Source organism: Actinomadura craniellae (assembly GCF_003289645.1).
GTDB lineage: Bacteria > Actinomycetota > Actinomycetes > Streptosporangiales > Streptosporangiaceae > Actinomadura_D > Actinomadura_D craniellae.
Genome location: NZ_QLYX01000021.1, coordinates 1 through 16,873 on the forward strand (window position 1 = coordinate 1; position 16,873 = coordinate 16,873).

The 16,873-nt window shown below is 70.8% G+C and carries 16 protein-coding genes and 1 pseudogene; 9 read left to right on the forward strand and 8 right to left on the reverse strand.

What is annotated here, in order from left to right; translation table 11 throughout:
- Nucleotides 1-444 precede the first annotated feature (444 nt).
- Complete coding sequence (locus DPM19_RS35560; protein WP_111871774.1) at nt 445-1,053, forward strand: hypothetical protein; 609 nt, start codon at nt 445-447, stop codon at nt 1,051-1,053.
- On the opposite strand, the gene DPM19_RS31700 is transcribed toward DPM19_RS35560, so the two are convergent.
- A complete protein-coding gene (locus DPM19_RS31700; RefSeq protein WP_158566961.1) occupies nt 1,042-1,518 on the reverse strand; it encodes an ATP-binding protein in 477 nt (158 codons plus the stop codon). The genes DPM19_RS35560 and DPM19_RS31700 overlap by 12 nt on opposite strands.
- Before the next feature lie 449 nt (nt 1,519-1,967).
- On the opposite strand from DPM19_RS31700, the gene DPM19_RS35565 reads away from it, so the two are divergent.
- Nucleotides 1,968-2,129 (forward strand): hypothetical protein, encoded by a 162-nt coding sequence (locus DPM19_RS35565; RefSeq protein ID WP_158566962.1) that lies wholly within the window; start codon nt 1,968-1,970, stop codon nt 2,127-2,129.
- A gap of 387 nt (nt 2,130-2,516) precedes the next feature.
- On the opposite strand, the gene DPM19_RS31705 is transcribed toward DPM19_RS35565, so the two are convergent.
- Nucleotides 2,517-3,530 (reverse strand): GlxA family transcriptional regulator, encoded by a 1,014-nt coding sequence (locus tag DPM19_RS31705; protein ID WP_111871776.1) that lies wholly within the window; start codon nt 3,528-3,530, stop codon nt 2,517-2,519.
- A 95-nt stretch (nt 3,531-3,625) separates the two neighbouring features.
- Here DPM19_RS31705 and DPM19_RS31710 point away from each other — a divergent pair, with 95 nt between their 5' ends.
- Together DPM19_RS31710 and DPM19_RS31715 are read left to right on the forward strand one after the other, a co-directional pair.
- Nucleotides 3,626-4,273 carry an HD domain-containing protein gene (locus DPM19_RS31710; RefSeq protein WP_111871777.1) on the forward strand — a complete coding sequence of 216 codons (648 nt, stop codon included), beginning with the start codon at nt 3,626-3,628 and terminating at the stop codon, nt 4,271-4,273.
- 73 nt (nt 4,274-4,346) lie between these two features.
- Nucleotides 4,347-4,487: pseudogene (locus tag DPM19_RS31715) on the forward strand (tyrosine-type recombinase/integrase); the annotation flags it as partial.
- Nucleotides 4,488-4,591: 104 nt separating this feature from the next.
- Here DPM19_RS31715 and DPM19_RS31720 read toward each other — a convergent pair.
- Together DPM19_RS31720 and DPM19_RS31725 are read right to left on the reverse strand one after the other, a co-directional pair.
- Nucleotides 4,592-4,831, reverse strand: coding sequence for a DUF3040 domain-containing protein (locus tag DPM19_RS31720; RefSeq protein WP_233510992.1), 240 nt, complete (start codon nt 4,829-4,831; stop codon nt 4,592-4,594).
- A gap of 34 nt (nt 4,832-4,865) precedes the next feature.
- Nucleotides 4,866-6,275: a glycoside hydrolase family 10 protein gene (locus tag DPM19_RS31725; RefSeq protein WP_233510994.1), complete on the reverse strand. Its 1,410-nt coding sequence runs from the start codon at nt 6,273-6,275 to the stop codon at nt 4,866-4,868.
- Between the two features lie 283 nt (nt 6,276-6,558).
- On the opposite strand from DPM19_RS31725, the gene DPM19_RS31730 reads away from it, so the two are divergent.
- The 3 genes from DPM19_RS31730 to DPM19_RS31740 all read left to right on the forward strand — a co-directional run bounded on the left by DPM19_RS31730 (nt 6,559) and on the right by DPM19_RS31740 (nt 9,377).
- Nucleotides 6,559-7,233 (forward strand): spermine/spermidine synthase domain-containing protein, encoded by a 675-nt coding sequence (locus tag DPM19_RS31730; RefSeq protein ID WP_233510996.1) that lies wholly within the window; start codon nt 6,559-6,561, stop codon nt 7,231-7,233.
- A 31-nt stretch (nt 7,234-7,264) separates the two neighbouring features.
- A complete protein-coding gene (locus tag DPM19_RS31735) occupies nt 7,265-8,506 on the forward strand; it encodes an isochorismate synthase (protein WP_111871780.1) in 1,242 nt (413 codons plus the stop codon).
- A gap of 67 nt (nt 8,507-8,573) precedes the next feature.
- Nucleotides 8,574-9,377 (forward strand): tyrosine-protein phosphatase, encoded by an 804-nt coding sequence (locus DPM19_RS31740; RefSeq protein ID WP_111871781.1) that lies wholly within the window; start codon nt 8,574-8,576, stop codon nt 9,375-9,377.
- A gap of 116 nt (nt 9,378-9,493) precedes the next feature.
- On the opposite strand, the gene menD is transcribed toward DPM19_RS31740, so the two are convergent.
- From menD to DPM19_RS31755, 3 genes are all read right to left on the reverse strand, one after another.
- A complete protein-coding gene (menD, locus tag DPM19_RS31745; RefSeq protein WP_111871782.1) occupies nt 9,494-11,164 on the reverse strand; it encodes a 2-succinyl-5-enolpyruvyl-6-hydroxy-3-cyclohexene-1-carboxylic-acid synthase in 1,671 nt (556 codons plus the stop codon).
- Nucleotides 11,161-12,096, reverse strand: coding sequence for an o-succinylbenzoate synthase (locus tag DPM19_RS31750; protein WP_233510998.1), 936 nt, complete (start codon nt 12,094-12,096; stop codon nt 11,161-11,163). Before DPM19_RS31750 ends, menD begins: the two co-directional genes overlap by 4 nt.
- 61 nt (nt 12,097-12,157) lie before the next feature.
- Nucleotides 12,158-13,057, reverse strand: a complete 900-nt coding sequence (locus DPM19_RS31755) for a 1,4-dihydroxy-2-naphthoyl-CoA synthase (protein WP_111871784.1) — start codon at nt 13,055-13,057, stop codon at nt 12,158-12,160.
- A gap of 87 nt (nt 13,058-13,144) precedes the next feature.
- Here DPM19_RS31755 and DPM19_RS31760 point away from each other — a divergent pair, with 87 nt between their 5' ends.
- On the forward strand, nt 13,145-14,308 hold the full coding sequence (locus tag DPM19_RS31760) for an AMP-binding protein (RefSeq protein ID WP_111871785.1): 1,164 nt from the start codon (nt 13,145-13,147) through the stop codon (nt 14,306-14,308).
- Nucleotides 14,309-14,587: 279 nt separating this feature from the next.
- The gene (locus DPM19_RS31765; protein ID WP_111871786.1) at nt 14,588-15,880 is read left to right on the forward strand and encodes an RNA polymerase sigma factor; all 1,293 of its coding nucleotides are present in this window, start codon (nt 14,588-14,590) and stop codon (nt 15,878-15,880) included.
- A gap of 257 nt (nt 15,881-16,137) precedes the next feature.
- Here DPM19_RS31765 and DPM19_RS31770 read toward each other — a convergent pair whose 3' ends face one another.
- On the reverse strand, nt 16,138-16,800 hold the full coding sequence (locus DPM19_RS31770; protein ID WP_111871787.1) for a hydrolase: 663 nt from the start codon (nt 16,798-16,800) through the stop codon (nt 16,138-16,140).
- Nucleotides 16,801-16,873 lie beyond the last annotated feature (73 nt).

A 16,873-nucleotide genomic window follows, 5' to 3' on the forward strand; every position in this document is an offset into this window, starting at 1 on the left:
AACACCCCCCCCCCCCCCCCCCCCCCCGCCCCCCCCCCGCGCGCCCCCCCACCCCCCCCCCACCCCCCCCCCGGCCCGCGCCCCCCCCCCCCCCCACCACCCCCCGGCCCCACCCCGCACCACACCGGCCCCGACACCCCCGGCCCCTCATGGCCGCCACTGGCCGAAACCACCCCGCAACCCCAACTGGCCGGCGGGCACGTCCTGCCACCCCCACCCCCGCCCCCACCGCCCGCACCCGTACCCGAGGTCGGAGCCCACCTCGTCGAGGCCTACGGCATCCGCTTCCTCTGCGGGCCCGACGACGTCGAACGCCTCATCACCGAAGTACGACGACGCGGCAAATGGGCGCAAAGCCTACGCGGCCAAGAGGTCTCCAGCGCCTCCGTCCCCGCGCTCCTCCTCGTCGGCGCTCCCTCCACCGGGCAACGCCGCCTCACCCGCATGGTCGCCCGCGCCCTCGCCGACGTCGACGTCAGCAGCGGACGCGTCCACAGCCTGCACGCCGACGAACTCCGCACCACCGGCCCCGACGGCCTCCGCGCCACCCTGGACCGCTACGCCGGCGACGCCCTCCTCCTCGAAGGACTGGACTCCCTCATCCTGGACGGCCCCCACGGCCCCGCCTACGCCACCGCCCTCTACCGGGCCCGCGTCGAAGGAGTCAGCGACACCGCCCTCCTCGCCACCTGCGACGGCGACCGGATCAGCGAACTGTCAGCCGCCGCCCCCGAACTCGTCACCGACTTCCGCGCCGTCCGCCTCCCCGACCTGACCGACCCCCGGCTGCGCACCGCCCTCCTCGGCCTGCTGGCCGAAGAACGCCAACTGCGCCTCAGCGCCGACGCCTGGGACGTCACCGCCCGCGACCTGCCCACCCTGCACGGCCGAGGCCGGCTCACCAACGCCCGCCTCATCGAGACCTACCTCGACCGCGCCTGCACCCGCAACCTCGGCCGCGCAGCCGAAACCCAGGCCATCGGCAGCACCGGAGGCCTCCTGCTCACCGGCGCCGACTTCGACGGACTCGCCGCCGAACTCTCACCCCGCTGACCACCCGGCGGGCCCGCCACCCGCCAACGCCCGAGAGAACCACACCGTCTTCCCCGCCCCCTCGACCCGCACCCCGTACTCGGCCACCAGCGCCTCCACCAGCAACAGCCCCCGCCCGGCCTCGGCCCAATCCAGACCACCCGGATCGGTACCGCTGCGCCGCGGCCCCACCGGGCTGCCGTCACCGACCTCACCCACCAACACACCCCCGTCGACCATCAGCCGCAACCGCACCGGCCCGCACCCGTGCGTCACCGCGTTGGTCACCAACTCATCCACAACGAGCACCACATCATCGACGTCCTCGGCACCCGCCACCCGCCACTCGCGCAGAATCCGCCGGGTCAACGCCCGCGCCCGCGCCGCCGCCCGAACCTCCGCCGCCAGCTCCCACACCGCGACCCGCGCCCCGAGCCGCACCCCGGCCCACGGCTGCCCACCTGTCTCCGCCCGACGCACACCCACGACCGACCCCCTGTCCGCGCGCCCGCACACTCCCTCAACCAATGGACGCCTCCCCACCCGAACGGGTGCACCGGGTGAGAGTGATCTGGCCGACACGACACCCCACGGAATAGCCACCACCCCGAAGCGGTTAAGGTAGGTGGTGCCGGTGTGGCATGTGTCCCCCGGGCTCTACCTATCGCCTTCGCGGAATACCGCTGGGCCTCGGGCCCAGGCAGGAGCCGTGTTGTGCCTTTCGCCGTGAGGCGACCACCACACCGGCCCAAGCAACGGCCCCGGCACGAACCCTCGTGCCGGGGCCGACTCACATCCCGCAGGCATCGGTGGCACGGCAGCAACCTCGCACCCACCGGCCAAGAACCGGCTACCAGAACACGGGGTGTCGGTAAGACTCGTGCAACCAGGTACACCCGTTTGAGTTCTCCCAGGTCAGCGGTATCAACACCCTGATGATCCAGGACACCCTCGCGCTACCGGAGTGGGAGGACGTCCTCACCGACGCCGACCGGCGCGGCCTCACCCCGCTGTTCCACACCAACATGACGCCCTACGGCGAAATCCAGCTGCGCACCGACCGGCGCCTGGACCTCACCGACCTGCCGACGGTATAGCAGGCCCGCGGGCCACTGGCAGCCTGGTGGATGTCCGGTGCCTCGGTAGTTCCAGACCGATCAACGCGACGCGTCCCCTTGGCAAGCCCTGTCCCGTTACCGGCGGGTAGCGCCACCTACGGTTCCACTGGTCCCCAACCCCGCACAACGAGCCGCAAGTAGTGGTGAGCATTCTTGATGGCCCGGTACTCGGGTCCGTGTCACCAGGGGCAAAGCAGCCCTGAATGATCACGATTACTGTGTGTGCTCGCAGAAATGACCAGTTTTGCGAGGTCAGCGGGGTGTCTTGCACGGGAACGTTCGCCCGGGTCGCGATTCGCAGAAGTCCTGCCAGAAGTCCGACGTTCTGCGAGACGGTTCTGCGCGGCCCTGACCAGCAACGACACCCTAGTTTGCCCCTGGTGACACGGACCCGAGTACCGGGGCCAGTTCGAGGCGATTGCCGGCGAAGGTGTCGCGGTACCGGCCGGGTGAAAGACCCACGTGGGTTCTGAAGAGGGTGCGGAAGTTGGCGGGGGTGCCGAGGCCGCACGAGCGGGCCACGGCCTCGACGGTCAGGTCGGTGGATTCGAGGAGTTCGCGGGCGCGGGCGAGCCTGGCGTCGATGAGCCATCGCATGGGGGGCATGCCGGTGTCGGCGTGGAAGCGGCGGATGAGAGTTCTGCGGGAGAAGCCGGCCTGGTCGGCCAGCTGGTCGACGGTGAGCGGCCGGTGCAGGTTGCGCAGGGCCCACTCGTAGAGCGATGCCGGCAGTTCGGAGGGGTCCGGCCGCACAGGACGATCGACGTACGGGGCTTGCCCGCCGGTGCGGTGCGGTGCGGCCACGAGCATGCGGGATAGCTCGTTGGCCAGGCGGGCTCCGTGGTCGCGGCGGACCAGATACAGGCAGAGGTCGAGACCGGCGGTGACGCCGCCCGAGGTCAGCACCGGCCCGTCGTCGATGAACAATTCCTCCGGCCGCACCTTCACCTCGGGATACTGCCGGGCCAGCGCCGGTGCGTAGAGCCAGTGCGTGGTGGCGTGGCGGTGGTCGAGCAGTCCGGCGGCGGCGAGTGCGAACGCGCCGGTGCAGATCGAGACCATGCGGCTCCCGCGCGCCGCTGCCCGCACGAGCGCGTTGGTGACCGCGCTGGACGGCGGGTCCGGTTCCAGGTATCCGGGGACGATGACGGTGTCAGCGGAGGCGAGAGCGTCGAGGCCTTCGGTGACGTGCAGCGCCGGACCGCCGTCCACCGGAACATGGCCTGGGCGTTCGGCGCACACGGTGAGCGTGTACGGGCCTTCTTTCCAGCTCCCGAACACCCCGCAAGGGATCCCGATGTCCAGTGCGAGGACGTTTTCCAGAGCGAGCACCACGATGCGATGCCCCGTGCCCGAGACGCCGGGAGCGCCAGCCGTCATATCTCTCCATGCCTGAATGTCGCTGGCACGATCCTATCGAGAATTGGCACCAGTGCCACTGATGCTGGGATACCGCCCGTGCCTACGGTTGGTCCATGAACGATCACACCCTGGTTCCGGACCTGCCGGACACGCCCGCGGGCCGCAGCGCCGTCGAACTCGTCCGTTCGTCCGTGAGCGAGCCCGTCGCCAACCACAGCTTCCGCAGCTACGTGTTCGCGGTCCTGCTGGCCAACCACGAAGGGATGAAGGCACATTCCGAATTCGACGCCGACCTTCTCTTCCACGCGTGCGCCCTGCATGACCTCGGCACCTCCGCGTCAGCGCCCGGCAAGCAGCGCTTCGAGGTCGAGGGCGCCGACATGGCGGCCGAGTTCCTGGCCCTGCAGGGCTACGGCCCCGAGCAGGTCGACGCGGTCTGGGAGGCGATCGCCCTGCACACCTCCGGCGGTATCGCCGACCGGCGTGGCGCCCTTGTGTACCTCACCCACCACGGCATCGGCGCGGACTTCGGCCTGGGCGCCGACTACGTGACGGACGCCCAGGGACAAGCACTGCACGCCCGATACGCAAGGCTGAACATGGCGACAGCGCTGGTCGACGACATCATCCGCCAGGCCTCCCGCTCACCCGAAGCCAGCGCCCCCTACAGCCTCCCCGGCACATTCCTGCGCGAACGCTCCGAGCCCGGCGGCATGACCCTTCTCGAACACGTGTCCCACAACTCCCGCTGGGGCGCATGACCCCCAAAGGACGGCGCGGGCTGGCCGTCGCACATCAGCTCCCGGGTCCGGACCTTCCTCCGCCCTCGCCACCAACCTGCTGCGCGCAGGCGTCGACATCGTCGTCGTCGCCGAACTACTCGGCCACGCCCGCCTCGATACCACCCGGCGTTACACCTTGCCCACCCACGCCGACCTCGAAGACGCCGTCGGACGCCTCCCCACCGACCAATAGAGCAGCGCTGACCTGGCCGAACTCAAACGGGTGTACCTGGTTGCACGAGTCTTACCGACACCCCAACACGGGCCGGTGCTCCGCCCTCCAGGACGGAGAGGACGTCAAGACACCAACGCCACCACGCCCGCCACCACCATGGCCACCGCCACAACGGCCCCGACCACCACCCACCGGCCGCGCCGCTGCGCCACCGGCGCCGACAACCGCCGCGCCAACTGCGGGTCCTCCTGGGTCAGATGCGTCTCGATCTGCAGGAGAATCCGCTGCTCCTCCATCGACAGCGCCATGAACCTACCTCCGGGGGTCGGGCGGCCGCCCTGGGCGCGGCCGCGGAGTGCCATGGGGTGCCATGGTCATCCCCCGGACAAGGCCGGTCTACCCGCCGCCCACCGAAATCGTCGCCCCCAACGCCGGACCGCTCTCGTAATGCAACCGGTCCAGCGCCGTCACGTAGTACGTGTACGTCTGCCCCACCCGCGCCGTCGGATCAGTGACCGCCGTCGCCCCCCGCACCGTCACCAACAACCGCCGAGGATCCACCGGCCCGCACCTGGCACCCCGCCCCGGCACCCGATACACCGCATACACCGCGGCCCGAGCAGAACCACGCCACTGCACCCGCACCGACGACCCCTGCTCCCGCACCCGCACCGCCCCGGGCAACGCCGGAGCCCGCCCACCCCGGCCGGCCACCACCGGAGGAATCGCCGGCCGCGCATAATGCTCCGAACGCAACCGGCTCGCGAACCCCAACCGGTTACCCACCAGGTTCTTGGCGCTGAAATAGACATCCCCCCGCACCGCCGGATGCCCCGCGTTCAACGACAGATGCCGCGACAACTCCGCCGGGTTCCGCCACGGCCCCTTCTCCCCCACCTGATACGCCGCCTGCCCGATCGTCAACTGCACCCGGGTGCCCGCCACCTGATCGGCCCACCACTTCACCAGCACCCGATAGTCGGCGACAGCGAACCCGATCGGCCAATACAACTGCGGCGTCACATAATCGACCCACCCCCGCCGAATCCACTTGCGGGTGTCCGCGTACACATCGTCGTAGCTGGCCAACGCCCGGGTCGCCGAACCCGCCGGATCATCGCTCTTGTTCCGCCACACCCCGAACGGGCTGATCCCGAACCGCACCCACGGCTTCGCCGCATGAATCTTCCCCGACAACGACTCCACCAGCAGATCCACATTGCGGCGCCGCCAGTCGGCACGACGCAACCCCCGACCATGCGCCTTGAACGTCGCCGTATCCGGGAACTCCTTGCCCGCCACCGGATAGGGATAGAAATAGTCATCGAAATGCACCGCGTCGATGTCGTACTTGCGCACCACATCCATCACCGCGTTCGTCACCAACTCGCGAACCTGCGGCAACCCCGGGTCGTACCACAACCCCCCGCCATAAGTACGCACCCAATCGGGATGCCGACGCGCCGGACTCTTGGGATGCAACTTGCGCCGATCCGGGTCACGACTGATCCGATACGGGTTGAACCAAGCATGGAACTCCAGGTTCCGCGCATGCGCCTCCCGCACGAAGAAGTCCAACACGTCATAACCCGGATCACGCCCCTGCTTCCCGGTGATCCACTGCGACCACGGCTCGTACGGCGAGTTGTAAAACGCATCGCTGTTCGGCCGCACCTGCACATACACCGCGTTCAGGTTCAACGCCCGAGCAGTGTCCAGCAACCTCCGGTAATCGGCCTTCTGCCGCTCCACCGACACACCCTTGCGCGACGGCCAGTCGATATTGCCCACCGTCGCGATCCACATCGCCCGCGTCTGCCGAGCCGGCGAATCACCCGGCGGCCGCACCCCCGTGCACTCGGCCGGACCACCCCCCGCCACCGGCGCATCGGCCCTCCCCCGCCGATCGGCCTCCCCGGCCGCGGGCATGCACCCCACCGCCAGCCCCGTGGCCGCCGCCAACGCAACCGCCCGCGCTCCTGCGATCTTCCCCGTGGTAAGTGGCATAGTGGCCCATTGTTACTCAGCTCACCCGGTGCCCGGGACGGAACACACCGGCCGCCCACCACACCCGGCTAGGGTGGTCGAGGTGGACAGCCCACCCCCACAGATCCTCGAACACACCACCGGCGCCAACGGCGAACTCATCCTGCGCCGCACCGGCCCCCACCACGAAATCATCAGCAACGGCGTCTTCCTCATGGACACCCGCAACGGCGAGTCCGAACGCCTCCTGGTCACCGCGGCCCTCGACCTCCTCAACCGCCCCGCCCACCTGGCGATCGGCGGCCTCGGCGTCGGGTTCTCCCTCGCCGCCGCCCTCCGCTCACCCCACACCACCGCGGTCACCGTCATCGAGAAAGAACCCGCCGTCATCGGCTGGCACCGCACCCACCTGCGCCACCACTCCGAAAACGCCCTCGACGACCCCCGCGTCCACATCCACCAGGCCGACCTGCTCGACTGGCTGCACACCACCACCAGCACCTACGACGCCCTCTGCCTCGACATCGACAACGGCCCCCACTGGACCGTCACCACCGCCAACGCCGCCCTCTACGACGACACCGGGCTGCGCGCCCTCCGCGACCGCCTCACCCCCGGCGGAATACTCGCCATCTGGAGCGCCGGCGCCGCCCCCGCCTTCACCGACCGGCTGCGCACCCACTTCACCCAGGTCACCACCCGCTCCATCCCCGTCCCCCGAGGCGAACCCGACCTCGTCTATCTCGCCACCACAGCCCCGCCACCACCCCCGGTTTGAACAGGTTCAACTCTCCCGTAGAGTTGGCCCCGTGAACCTCGCCGAGGATGCCCCCCACCACCTGGTGGTCCGCACCGTCCCCATCACCGACCCCGGCAACCTCCTCTCCCGACTCCCCCAACCCACCGCCCTGGCCTGGGTCCGGCACGGAGAAGGCATCGTCGGCTGGGGCGAGGCCGCCCGCATCACCATCCCCGGCGGAGACGACCGCTTCACAGCCGCCAACCACCGGCTCGCCGAACTCCTCGACACCGCCCACATCGACGACCCCCTCCACATCCCCGGCTCCGGCCCCGTCGCCTTCGGCGCCTTCGGCTTCGACCCCAAAGCCGAATCCACCCTCATCGTCCCCGCCGCCATCCTCGGCCGCCGCAACGGACAAGCCTGGTACACCAGCATCACCCCCCGCGGCGCCACCCCCGAAACCCTCAACCTCCTCCACCCACCCCTCCCACCCACCATCACCGGCTGGAGCGACGGCACCCTCACCGCCCCCGCCTGGGCCCGCGCCGTCGCCCAAGCCGTCACCCACATCCGCGCCGGCCGACTCGGCAAAGTCGTCCTCGCCCGCGACCTCTACGCCCACGCCACCGAACCCATCGACGCCCGCACCCCCCTCGGCCGACTCGCCACCCGCTTCCCCGGCTGCTACACCTTCGCCGTCGACGGACTCATCGGCGCCACCCCCGAACTCCTCATCCGCCGCACCGGCCACACCATCGACTCCCTCGTCCTCGCCGGCACCACCGCCCGCGGCACCGACCCCACCGACGACCGAAACCGCGCCACCCAACTACTCAACTCCGCCAAAGACCGCGAAGAACACGCCTACGCCGCCGACATGGTCCGCGACGCCCTCACCCCCCTCTGCACCGACCTCGACATCCCCACAGACCCCCGCCTACTCACCCTCTCCAACGTCATGCACCTGGCCTCCCCCGTCCACGGCCACCTCGCCGAACAACGCTCCGCACTCGACGTCCTCGCCGCCCTCCACCCCACCCCCGCCGTCTGCGGCACCCCCACCAACACCGCCCTCGACCTCATCCGCGAACTCGAAGTCATGGACCGAGGCCGCTACGCCGGCCCCGTCGGCTGGACCGACGCCCGCGGCGACGGCGAATGGGGCATCGCCCTACGCTGCGCCGAACTCACCGGCAACCGAGCCCGCCTCTTCGCCGGCTGCGGCATCGTCGCCGACTCCGACCCCACCGCCGAGCTCGCCGAAGCCCAGACCAAATTCCGCCCCATGCAATACGCCCTCGAAGGCTGACCCCCACCGCCGATCATGAACCCCCACGTCACGATCCGGACACCACGGACGTATATCGTCAAGAACGATGAACGAGCAGACACGGTGGATCGCACTCGACGGCGCCGTCAACGTCCGTGACCTCGGCGGCCTGACCACAACGGACGGACGAACCACCCGGCACGGCCGGGTCCTACGCTCCGACAACCTCCAAGACCTCACCCACACCGACATCAGACTGCTGCGCGACGACTTCCAGCTCAAAAACGTCATCGACCTCCGCAGCCACGCCGAAGTCGACCTGGAAGGCCCCGGCCCGCTCACCCAGATCCCCGACGTGACCGTCCACCACCTCTCCCTCTTCGCCGAAGGCGGCCTCTACACCGACGTCACCGCCGACACCCCCGACGTCGACATCGACAGGGTCCTCCCCTGGCAGGCCCGCGACGAGAAGGGCGACGGCCACGACTACTCGATCAACCACTACCTGGGCTACCTGCGCGACCGGGCCGACTCCATCCTCGGCGCCCTACGCGTGATGGCCCGCACCGACGGAGCCGCCCTGGTGCACTGCGCCGCCGGCAAGGACCGCACCGGCGTGGTCTGCGCCCTGGCCCTCGACGTGGCCGGCGTACGGCGGGAGGAAATCGTCGCCGACTACGTACAGACCGGTGACCGGCTCGAAGCCGTCCTCGCCCGGCTGCGCTCCAGCGACACCTACCGCACCGACCTCGACTCCCGCCCACCCGACAGCCACCGCCCGCACGCGCACACCATGGAGAAGTTCCTCAGCACGGTCGAAGAACGCCATGGCGGCACCCTGACCTGGCTCGACCAGCACGGCTGGACCGACAACGACACGGCGGCCCTCCGCTCCCGGCTGCTGGACTGAGATCCTTCCCTTGTTGAGGTTCTGGGTTTGCGGGGAGGTTTTCTTGGCGTAACGCCCGGCACCTTTACATTGTAAATTGAAGGTTGAACGGCCGCTGGGGCGAGGAGGTTCTCGCCTCAGCGGTCCAGCGTCTCCAGCACCGCGGCCTGCGCCGCCTCGCGCATCCGGGCGTGCACGGCGGCGTTCTCCGCCCGGTCGGTCCGCGCCTCCACCAGGCGCAGACCCTCCCCCACGATCGCCTTCGGCAGGTCGGCCGCCTGCTCCAGCGACGTGTACGGCACCCCGTGCGCCGCCGCCACATGCGCCAGGTCCACCGCATGCGGGGTACCGAAGACCCGCTCGAACGGGCCGGCCTCTGCCGCCTGCGGGAGCAGCGAGAAGATACCGCCACCCGCGTTGTTGACCACCACGATCGCCAGGTCCGGACGAGCGTCCCCCGGGCCCAGGATCAGCCCGTTCTGGTCATGCAGGAACGCCAGATCCCCCAGCAACGCATACGACCGGCCGCCGTGCGCCAGCGCGGCGCCGATCGCCGTGGACACCAGCCCGTCGATCCCGCTCGCCCCCCGGCTGGCCATCACCCGGATCCCGCGCCGCGGCCGCATCGTCTGGTCCAGATCCCGGATCGGCATGCTCGCCGCGGCCAGCAACAACGAACCGCCCGGCAGCATCGCCGCCAGATCCCGCGCCAACCGCGGCTCGGTGACCTCCGCAGCCGCGTCGAGCACCGCGTCGACCGCCTCCCCCGCCGCCAGATCCGCAGCCTGCCACGACTTCAACCAGGCGTCGTCGCCGGAGACCACCGGGATCTCCACCTCCTGCGCCACCTGGGTGGCCGACCGCATCGGATCGGGCCAGCGCGCCAGCGCCGGCGCCACCACGATGTGCTCCTGCGCGCCCCCCAGCAACGCCAGCAACGACCGCGACAGCCCCGGCTTCCCGAGCGTCACCACCACCTCCGGCCGGTGCGCCCCGGCGAACTCCGGCACCCCCAGCAGGAAGTGATACGACGACAGCGCGTGGTCGCCGTACCGGGCGTTCCCGTTGGGCTCCGACAGCACCGGCCAGCCCGCCATCGACGCCGCCGCGACGTACCGCTGCACGTTGACCGCGCCGTCACCGACGACCAGCACCCCGCGCCGGGTCGGCGGCACGTGCAGCACCGACCCCGGAGTGGCCGACCGCACCCGCGTCCACGCCTTGGCGGCGGTGCCCTCCAGCGGCTCGCACCACGTCTCGTCCCCGTCCGGGACCAGCGGCTCGCGGAACGCCAGGTTCAGGTGCACCGGGCCCGGATCGGGCGCCAGCGCCAGCGACCACGCCCGGCTGCCCAGCGACCGCCAGTACGCGACCATCCCCGGCCGCTCCTCCGGAGCACCCACCTCACAACTCCACCGGACGGCCGACCCGTACAGCTTGATCTGGTCGATCGTCTGGTTGGCCCCGGTGCCGCGCAGCTCCGGCGGGCGGTCGGCCGTCAGCACCAGCAGCGGGACACCCGACTCGTGCGCCTCGATCACCGCCGGATGGAAATTGGCCGCGGCCGTCCCGGACGTGCACACCAGCGCGACCGGCCGGCCCGACCGCTTGGCCAGCCCCAGCGCCAGGAAGGACGCCGACCGCTCGTCGATGCGCACATGCAACCGGACCCGCCCGGCCGTGGCGGCGTCGTACAGCGCCAGCGCCAGCGGCGCCGACCGGGAACCGGGCGCCAGCACCACCTCGGCCATGCCGCACCGCAACAACTCGTCGACCAGAACCGCGGCCAGCGCGGTGGCCGGGTTCACGAGACCACCCGCCCCGGCACCCCGTCCAGCTCGACCCGCGCGGCGGCCAGCCGGTCGCGCCAGCCCGCGCCGCCGGCGCCATCGACCTCGTACCGCCGCAGCGCCGCCTCGTCCACCTCGGGCCGGCGCACCGGGATCTCCCCGGCCACCGGCCGCAGCGGATCCGTCACCACATCGCCCTCCAGCAGGGACAGCGTGGCCAGCCCGCAGGCGTACGGCAGCGCCGGCAGCGCCGCCGCCAGGGCCAGCCCGGCAGCCAACCCCACCGAGGTCTCCACCGCGCTGGACACCACCACCGGCAGCCCGCAGGCCTCGGCCACCCGCAGCGCCGCCCGCACCCCGCCCAGCGGCTGCACCTTCAGCACCGCCACGTCCGCTGCCTCCGCCGCGCGCACCCGCAACGGATCCTCGGCCCGCCTGATCGACTCGTCGGCGGCGACCGGCACATCCACCCGCCGGCGCACCAGCGCCAGCTCCTCCAGCGTGGCGCACGGCTGCTCCACGTACTCCAGGTCGAACCGGTCGAGCAGGCGGATCATGCGCACCGCGCGGTCAGGGTCCCAGCCGCCGTTGACGTCGACGCGGATGCGGCCCGCCGGGCCCAGCGCGTCCCGTACCGCCTCCACCCGGGCCAGGTCGTCGGCCTCGCCCTGACCGGGCTCGGCGACCTTCACCTTCGCCGTCCGGCAACCGGACTCCTCGACCAGCTCACGTGCCCGGACCGGGCCGACCGCGGGAACCGTGACGTTGACCGGGATCCGGTCGCGCACCGGAGCGGGCCAGCCCTCCTCGGCCGCCTCCCGGGCGGCCGCCAGCCAGCGGGCCGACTCGGCGGGCCCGTACTCGGCGAACGGCGAGAACTCGCCCCAGCCGGCCGGACCGTGCAGGAGCATGCCCTCCCGGGTCGTGATGCCGCGGAAACGCGTGCGCATCGGGATGGAATAGACCCGCACTCGGTATGCCCCTCCGTCGTCGAACACCCCTGTCCAGGGCTTAGTAATACCAGGGAAAAGGCGACCAGTCGGGCGCGCGCTTCTCCAGGAACGAATCCCGCCCCTCGGCGGCCTCGTCCGTCATGTAGGCCAGCCGGGTGGTCTCCCCCGCGAACACCTGCTGACCGACCAGACCGTCGTCGATGAGGTTGAAGGCGAACTTCAGCATCCGCTGCGCCGTCGGGCTCTTACCGTTGATCTTCCGGCCCCACTCCAGCGCGACCCGCTCCAGCTCGGCGTGCGGCACCACCGCGTTGACCATGCCCATCCGGTGCGCGGCCTCGGCGTCGTACTCCTCGCCCAGGAAGAAGATCTCGCGCGCGAACTTCTGCCCGACCTGGCGGGCCAGGTACGCCGAGCCGAAACCGCCGTCGAAGCTCCCCACGTCCGCGTCGGTCTGCTTGAACCTCGCGTGCTCCCGGCTCGCCAGGGTGAGATCCGACACCACGTGCAGGCTGTGCCCGCCGCCGGCCGCCCAGCCCGGCACCACACAGATCACCACCTTCGGCATGAACCGGATCAGCCGCTGCACCTCCAGGATGTGCAGCCGCCCCGAGCGCGCCGGGTCGATGGTCTCCGCGGTCTCCCCCTCGGCGTACCGGTAGCCGTCCCGCCCCCGGATCCGCTGGTCGCCGCCGGAGCAGAACGCCCACCCGCCGTCCCGCGGGGACGGCCCGTTGCCGGTCAGCAGCACGCAGCCCACGTCGCTGCTCATCCGGGCGTGATCCAGCGCCCGGTACAGCTCATCGACCGTGTGCGGCCGGAACGCGTTGCGCACCTCCGGCCGGTTGAACGCGACCCGCACCGTCCCCTGGTCCACCGCCCGGTGGTAGGTGATGTCGGTGAAGTCGAAACCCTCGACTTCCTTCCACGCGTCCGCGTCGAACAGTTCCGAAACCATGTGGCCCCTCTCCTTCCGGCCCCGCCATTCAACCGCCTGCCGGAGCCGCCCGGGACCCCGGGGCGGAGCCCTATGCTTGATCGCGCCATGAGCCGCCCCGTCCACGCCCTGCTGCTGCCCCCCGGACCACGCCTGTACGAGGCGCTGCGCACCGCGCTGGACGGCACCGGCCCCGCCATCTGCCCGCTGGCCCCGGACCTGCCCGGCGCGACGCTGGCCCCGCTGCTGGCCGCGCTCGCCCCGGACGCGGTCGAGACCGCGGCGGGGGTGCGGGCCCGGCCCGGCGGGATCCCGGCGGCCGACGGCACCGCCGTGCTGATCGCCACTTCCGGCTCCACCGGCACCCCCAAGATCGTCGAACTGGGCGCCGCCGCGCTGCGGCACTCCGCCCGGGCCACCCTGACGCGGATCGGCGCCGGGCCCGGGGACCGCTGGCTGTGCTGCCTGCCGACCTCCCACATCGCCGGGATCCAGGTGCTCGTCCGGTCCCTGACGGCCGGGACCGACCCGGTGATCCACGCGCGCTTCGACGCCGCCGCGGTGGCCGCCGCCGAGGCCCGCCACCTCTCGGTGGTACCGACCCAGTTGCGCCGGCTGATGGACGCCGGTACCGACCTGGCGCGGTACGGGAGCATCCTGCTCGGCGGGGCCGCGGCGCCCGCCGGCCTGCTGGCCGCGGCCCGCGAGCGCGGCGGCCGGGTGTTCACCACCTACGGGATGAGCGAGACCTGCGGCGGGTGCGTCTACGACGGCGTCCCGCTGGACGGGGTCCGGGCCGAGGTCGGTGCGGACGGGCGGATCCGGCTGGCCGGCCCCGTGCTGTACGCCGGCTACCGGCTGGACCCGGCGGCGACCGCCGCGGCGCGGGACGGCGAGTGGTTCGTCACCCAGGACCTCGGCGAACTGTCCGGCGGCCAGTTGCGGGTGCGCGGCCGGATCGACGACGTGATCAACACCGGCGGGGAGAAGGTCGTGGCGGGCGAGGTCGCCGCGGTGCTGTCGCGGCACCCCTCGGTCAAGGACGTCGTGGTGGTCGGCCGGCCCGACGCCGAGTGGGGCGAGCGGGTCACCGCGGTCGTGGTGCCCGCGCATGACGCGCCGTCCCTGGCCGGGCTGCGGGCCTGGGTCCGCGAGTCCATGCCGCCGCACGCGGCCCCGCGGGAGCTGGATCTGGTCGCCGAGATCCCGTTGCTGGCTTCGGGGAAACCGGATCGAGAGCGGTTGCGGTCTGTGGAACCGAAACACCCGTGACCTTTACATAGTAAGTGAAATCCGTTCGCCGGGAGGCCCGGTGTGCGAGGGGCTGGATCTTGGGTACCTGAGTCGGGATCTTGTCTCACACCGATGGCCTGTACACAGTAAAGCGAGCGCCGTGTACCCCATGACCGGCAGGAGGTCACCCGCTGGCCTGGAGTTTTACCCACTCTGGGAACAAGGCACCCAATGCGTGACGTTTCGCTTAATACACGTACGCAGGCAGACAGACCATCCGCGACGTTCTCAAAACACCGAAGGGAGGGGGGCGTCTTCATGCCGCGAACCGCAGTAGGGACCCCGTCCATGGAGTCGAACGCGCCCCTCGGCCGGCCCCTCGACCAGCTCCTGGCCCGGGCCCACGCCCAGGGCCACCTCACCCTCGACGAGGTCCGCTCGGCGTTCGAGACCGCGGGGATCAGCCCCGCCCACGGCCGCACCCTGCTCCGTCAGCTCGCCGAGGCCGGCGTCGACGTCTCCTCCGACGACGAGGCCCCCCGGCGCACCGCCCGGACCAGGAACGGCCGGCGCAACACCGCCATCAAGAGCGTGCAGCCCGCCACTCCCCCGGAGCACGCGGACGGCCCCGAAGACGGAGAGATCCTCGACGCCGACGACGTCGAAATCGAAGCGCAGACCGACCTCGACGACCAGTCGACCGTCATGGGCGACTCGGTGCACACCTACCTCAAGGCGATCGGGCGGCGGCAGCTGCTCACCGCCGAGCAGGAAGTGGAACTGGCCAAGCGCATCGAGGCCGGCCTGTACGCCACCCACAAGCTGGAGACCGAAGCCGGCATGGACCCCGCCGACCGCACCGCGCTCGAGTGGGTCGCCCACGACGGCGAGGTGGCCAAGGCGCACATGCTCGAAGCCAACCTCCGCCTCGTCGTCTCCGTCGCCAAGAAGTACTCCGACCGCGGGCTGTCCCTCCTCGACGTCGTCCAAGAGGGCAACCTCGGCCTGATCCGCGCGGTGGAGAAGTTCGACTACACCAAGGGCTACAAGTTCTCCACCTACGCGATGTGGTGGATCCGGCAGGCCATCCAGCGCGGCTTCGCCGACTCGGCCCGCACCATCCGGCTACCGGTCCACGTGCTGGAGATGCTCAGCAAGCTGAGCCGGGTCGAGCGCGACATCCACCAGCGGCTGGGCCGCGAGCCCACCCCCGAAGAGCTGGCCGTGGAGCTCGACAAGAGCCCCGAGCAGGTCCGTGAGCTGCTGCGCACCAGCCGCCAGCCGATCAGCCTCGACTCCACCATCGGAGAGGACGGGGAGACCCGCATCGGCGACCTGATCGAGGACATCGACAGCCCGGAGGCCGGCGAACTGGTCGACCGGCAACTGATGGCCGACCAGCTGCGCCGCACACTCAGCGTGCTCTCCCCCCGCGAGGAGAAGATCATGGCGATGCGGTTCGGGCTCTACGACGGCACCCCACGCACCCTGGACGAGATCGGCAAGCACCTGGGGCTGACCAGGGAACGGATCCGCCAGCTGGAGAAGGAGTCGCTGTCGAAACTCCGCCACCCCAGCAACGCGATGTCCCTCCTGGACTTCGCTGTATAGGCTGTGTTTGCTTGGCGCTCGTTCCTCGCGCTTGTCGCGGCGCCTTCGGCGCGCCGTCTTCCCTCGTCGCGGTGAAGATCGCTCGTACCTCACGATCTTCACCACTCCTCAGTCCAGACGGCGCGGGCGCCGCTCCCGAACCGCCTCGCTGCGCATCGGCGACGATCTCGTTCGTCCCGTTTCGCTTGGGGGCGGGCAGCGTTGTTCGTCTCGGCGCGTGGAACGCCCGTCGAGCAGACCGATGACGGGAGAGGGGGTCACTTCTTGGTGAATCCCGCGCGGACGTAGTTGACGCCCTGGCCCCAGGCGCCCATGTGGTCGCTGACGATGTCGTTGACGGCGTCGTAGGTGTCCGTGCGGGCCCAGTCGCGCTGCAGTTCGGACAGCACGCTCGCCGTGCTGACGGGGATGACGCCCTGTTGGGACATCCGTACGATCGCGGCGTCGTGGGCGGCGGTGCTGGAGCCGGCGGAGGCGTCGATGACGGCGAAGACCTCGTAACCCGCCTCGGTCGCGGACAGGGCCGGGAAGGTCAGGCAGACCTCGGTCCACAGGCCGGCCATGAGCAGGCGGCGCCGGCCGGTGGCCTCGACCGCGGCCCGGAAGGCTCCGTCCTGCCATGCGTTGATGTAGGAGCGGTCGATGACCTCGACGCCCGGGAGGGCACGTGTGATCTCCGGGATCACCGGGCCGGAGAAGGTCTCGGCGGCGATGGAGGTGAGCACGGTGGGGAGGTCGAACACCTTGGCCAGTTTGGCGAGGGCGGTCACGTTGTTCACCAGGGTCTGCGGGTCGGCGCTGCGAGCCCCGAAGATCATCTGAGGCTGGTGGTCGATGAGCAGGAGTGCGATGTCCTCGCGGCTGAACAGGCTGGTGATGGCGCTGTCGGGCAGGTCCTGCAGAGCGCTGCTGGTGGTCATGACTACCCCCTGGAGACGTTAGGTTAGCGACTTTCTTTTAGAAAGTTCACTGCTAGAACTAGCACACCTTCTC

Bases quoted from the DNA above. Each gene is read 5' to 3' on its own strand.
- DPM19_RS31770 (WP_111871787.1), bottom strand. From the start codon at position 16,800: ATGACCACCAGCAGCGCTCTGCAGGACCTGCCCGACAGCGCCATCACC.
- DPM19_RS31760 (WP_111871785.1), top strand. From the start codon at position 13,145: ATGAGCCGCCCCGTCCACGCCCTGCTGCTGCCCCCCGGACCACGCCTG.
- DPM19_RS31705 (WP_111871776.1), bottom strand. From the start codon at position 3,530: ATGACGGCTGGCGCTCCCGGCGTCTCGGGCACGGGGCATCGCATCGTG.
- DPM19_RS31710 (WP_111871777.1), top strand. From the start codon at position 3,626: ATGAACGATCACACCCTGGTTCCGGACCTGCCGGACACGCCCGCGGGC.
- DPM19_RS31750 (WP_233510998.1), bottom strand. From the start codon at position 12,096: ATGCGCACGCGTTTCCGCGGCATCACGACCCGGGAGGGCATGCTCCTG.
- DPM19_RS31765 (WP_111871786.1), top strand. From the start codon at position 14,588: ATGCCGCGAACCGCAGTAGGGACCCCGTCCATGGAGTCGAACGCGCCC.
- DPM19_RS31720 (WP_233510992.1), bottom strand. From the start codon at position 4,831: ATGGCACTCCGCGGCCGCGCCCAGGGCGGCCGCCCGACCCCCGGAGGT.
- DPM19_RS31725 (WP_233510994.1), bottom strand. From the start codon at position 6,275: ATGTGGATCGCGACGGTGGGCAATATCGACTGGCCGTCGCGCAAGGGT.
- DPM19_RS35560 (WP_111871774.1), top strand. From the start codon at position 445: ATGGTCGCCCGCGCCCTCGCCGACGTCGACGTCAGCAGCGGACGCGTC.
- DPM19_RS31740 (WP_111871781.1), top strand. From the start codon at position 8,574: ATGAACGAGCAGACACGGTGGATCGCACTCGACGGCGCCGTCAACGTC.
- DPM19_RS31755 (WP_111871784.1), bottom strand. From the start codon at position 13,057: ATGGTTTCGGAACTGTTCGACGCGGACGCGTGGAAGGAAGTCGAGGGT.
- DPM19_RS35565 (WP_158566962.1), top strand. From the start codon at position 1,968: ATGATCCAGGACACCCTCGCGCTACCGGAGTGGGAGGACGTCCTCACC.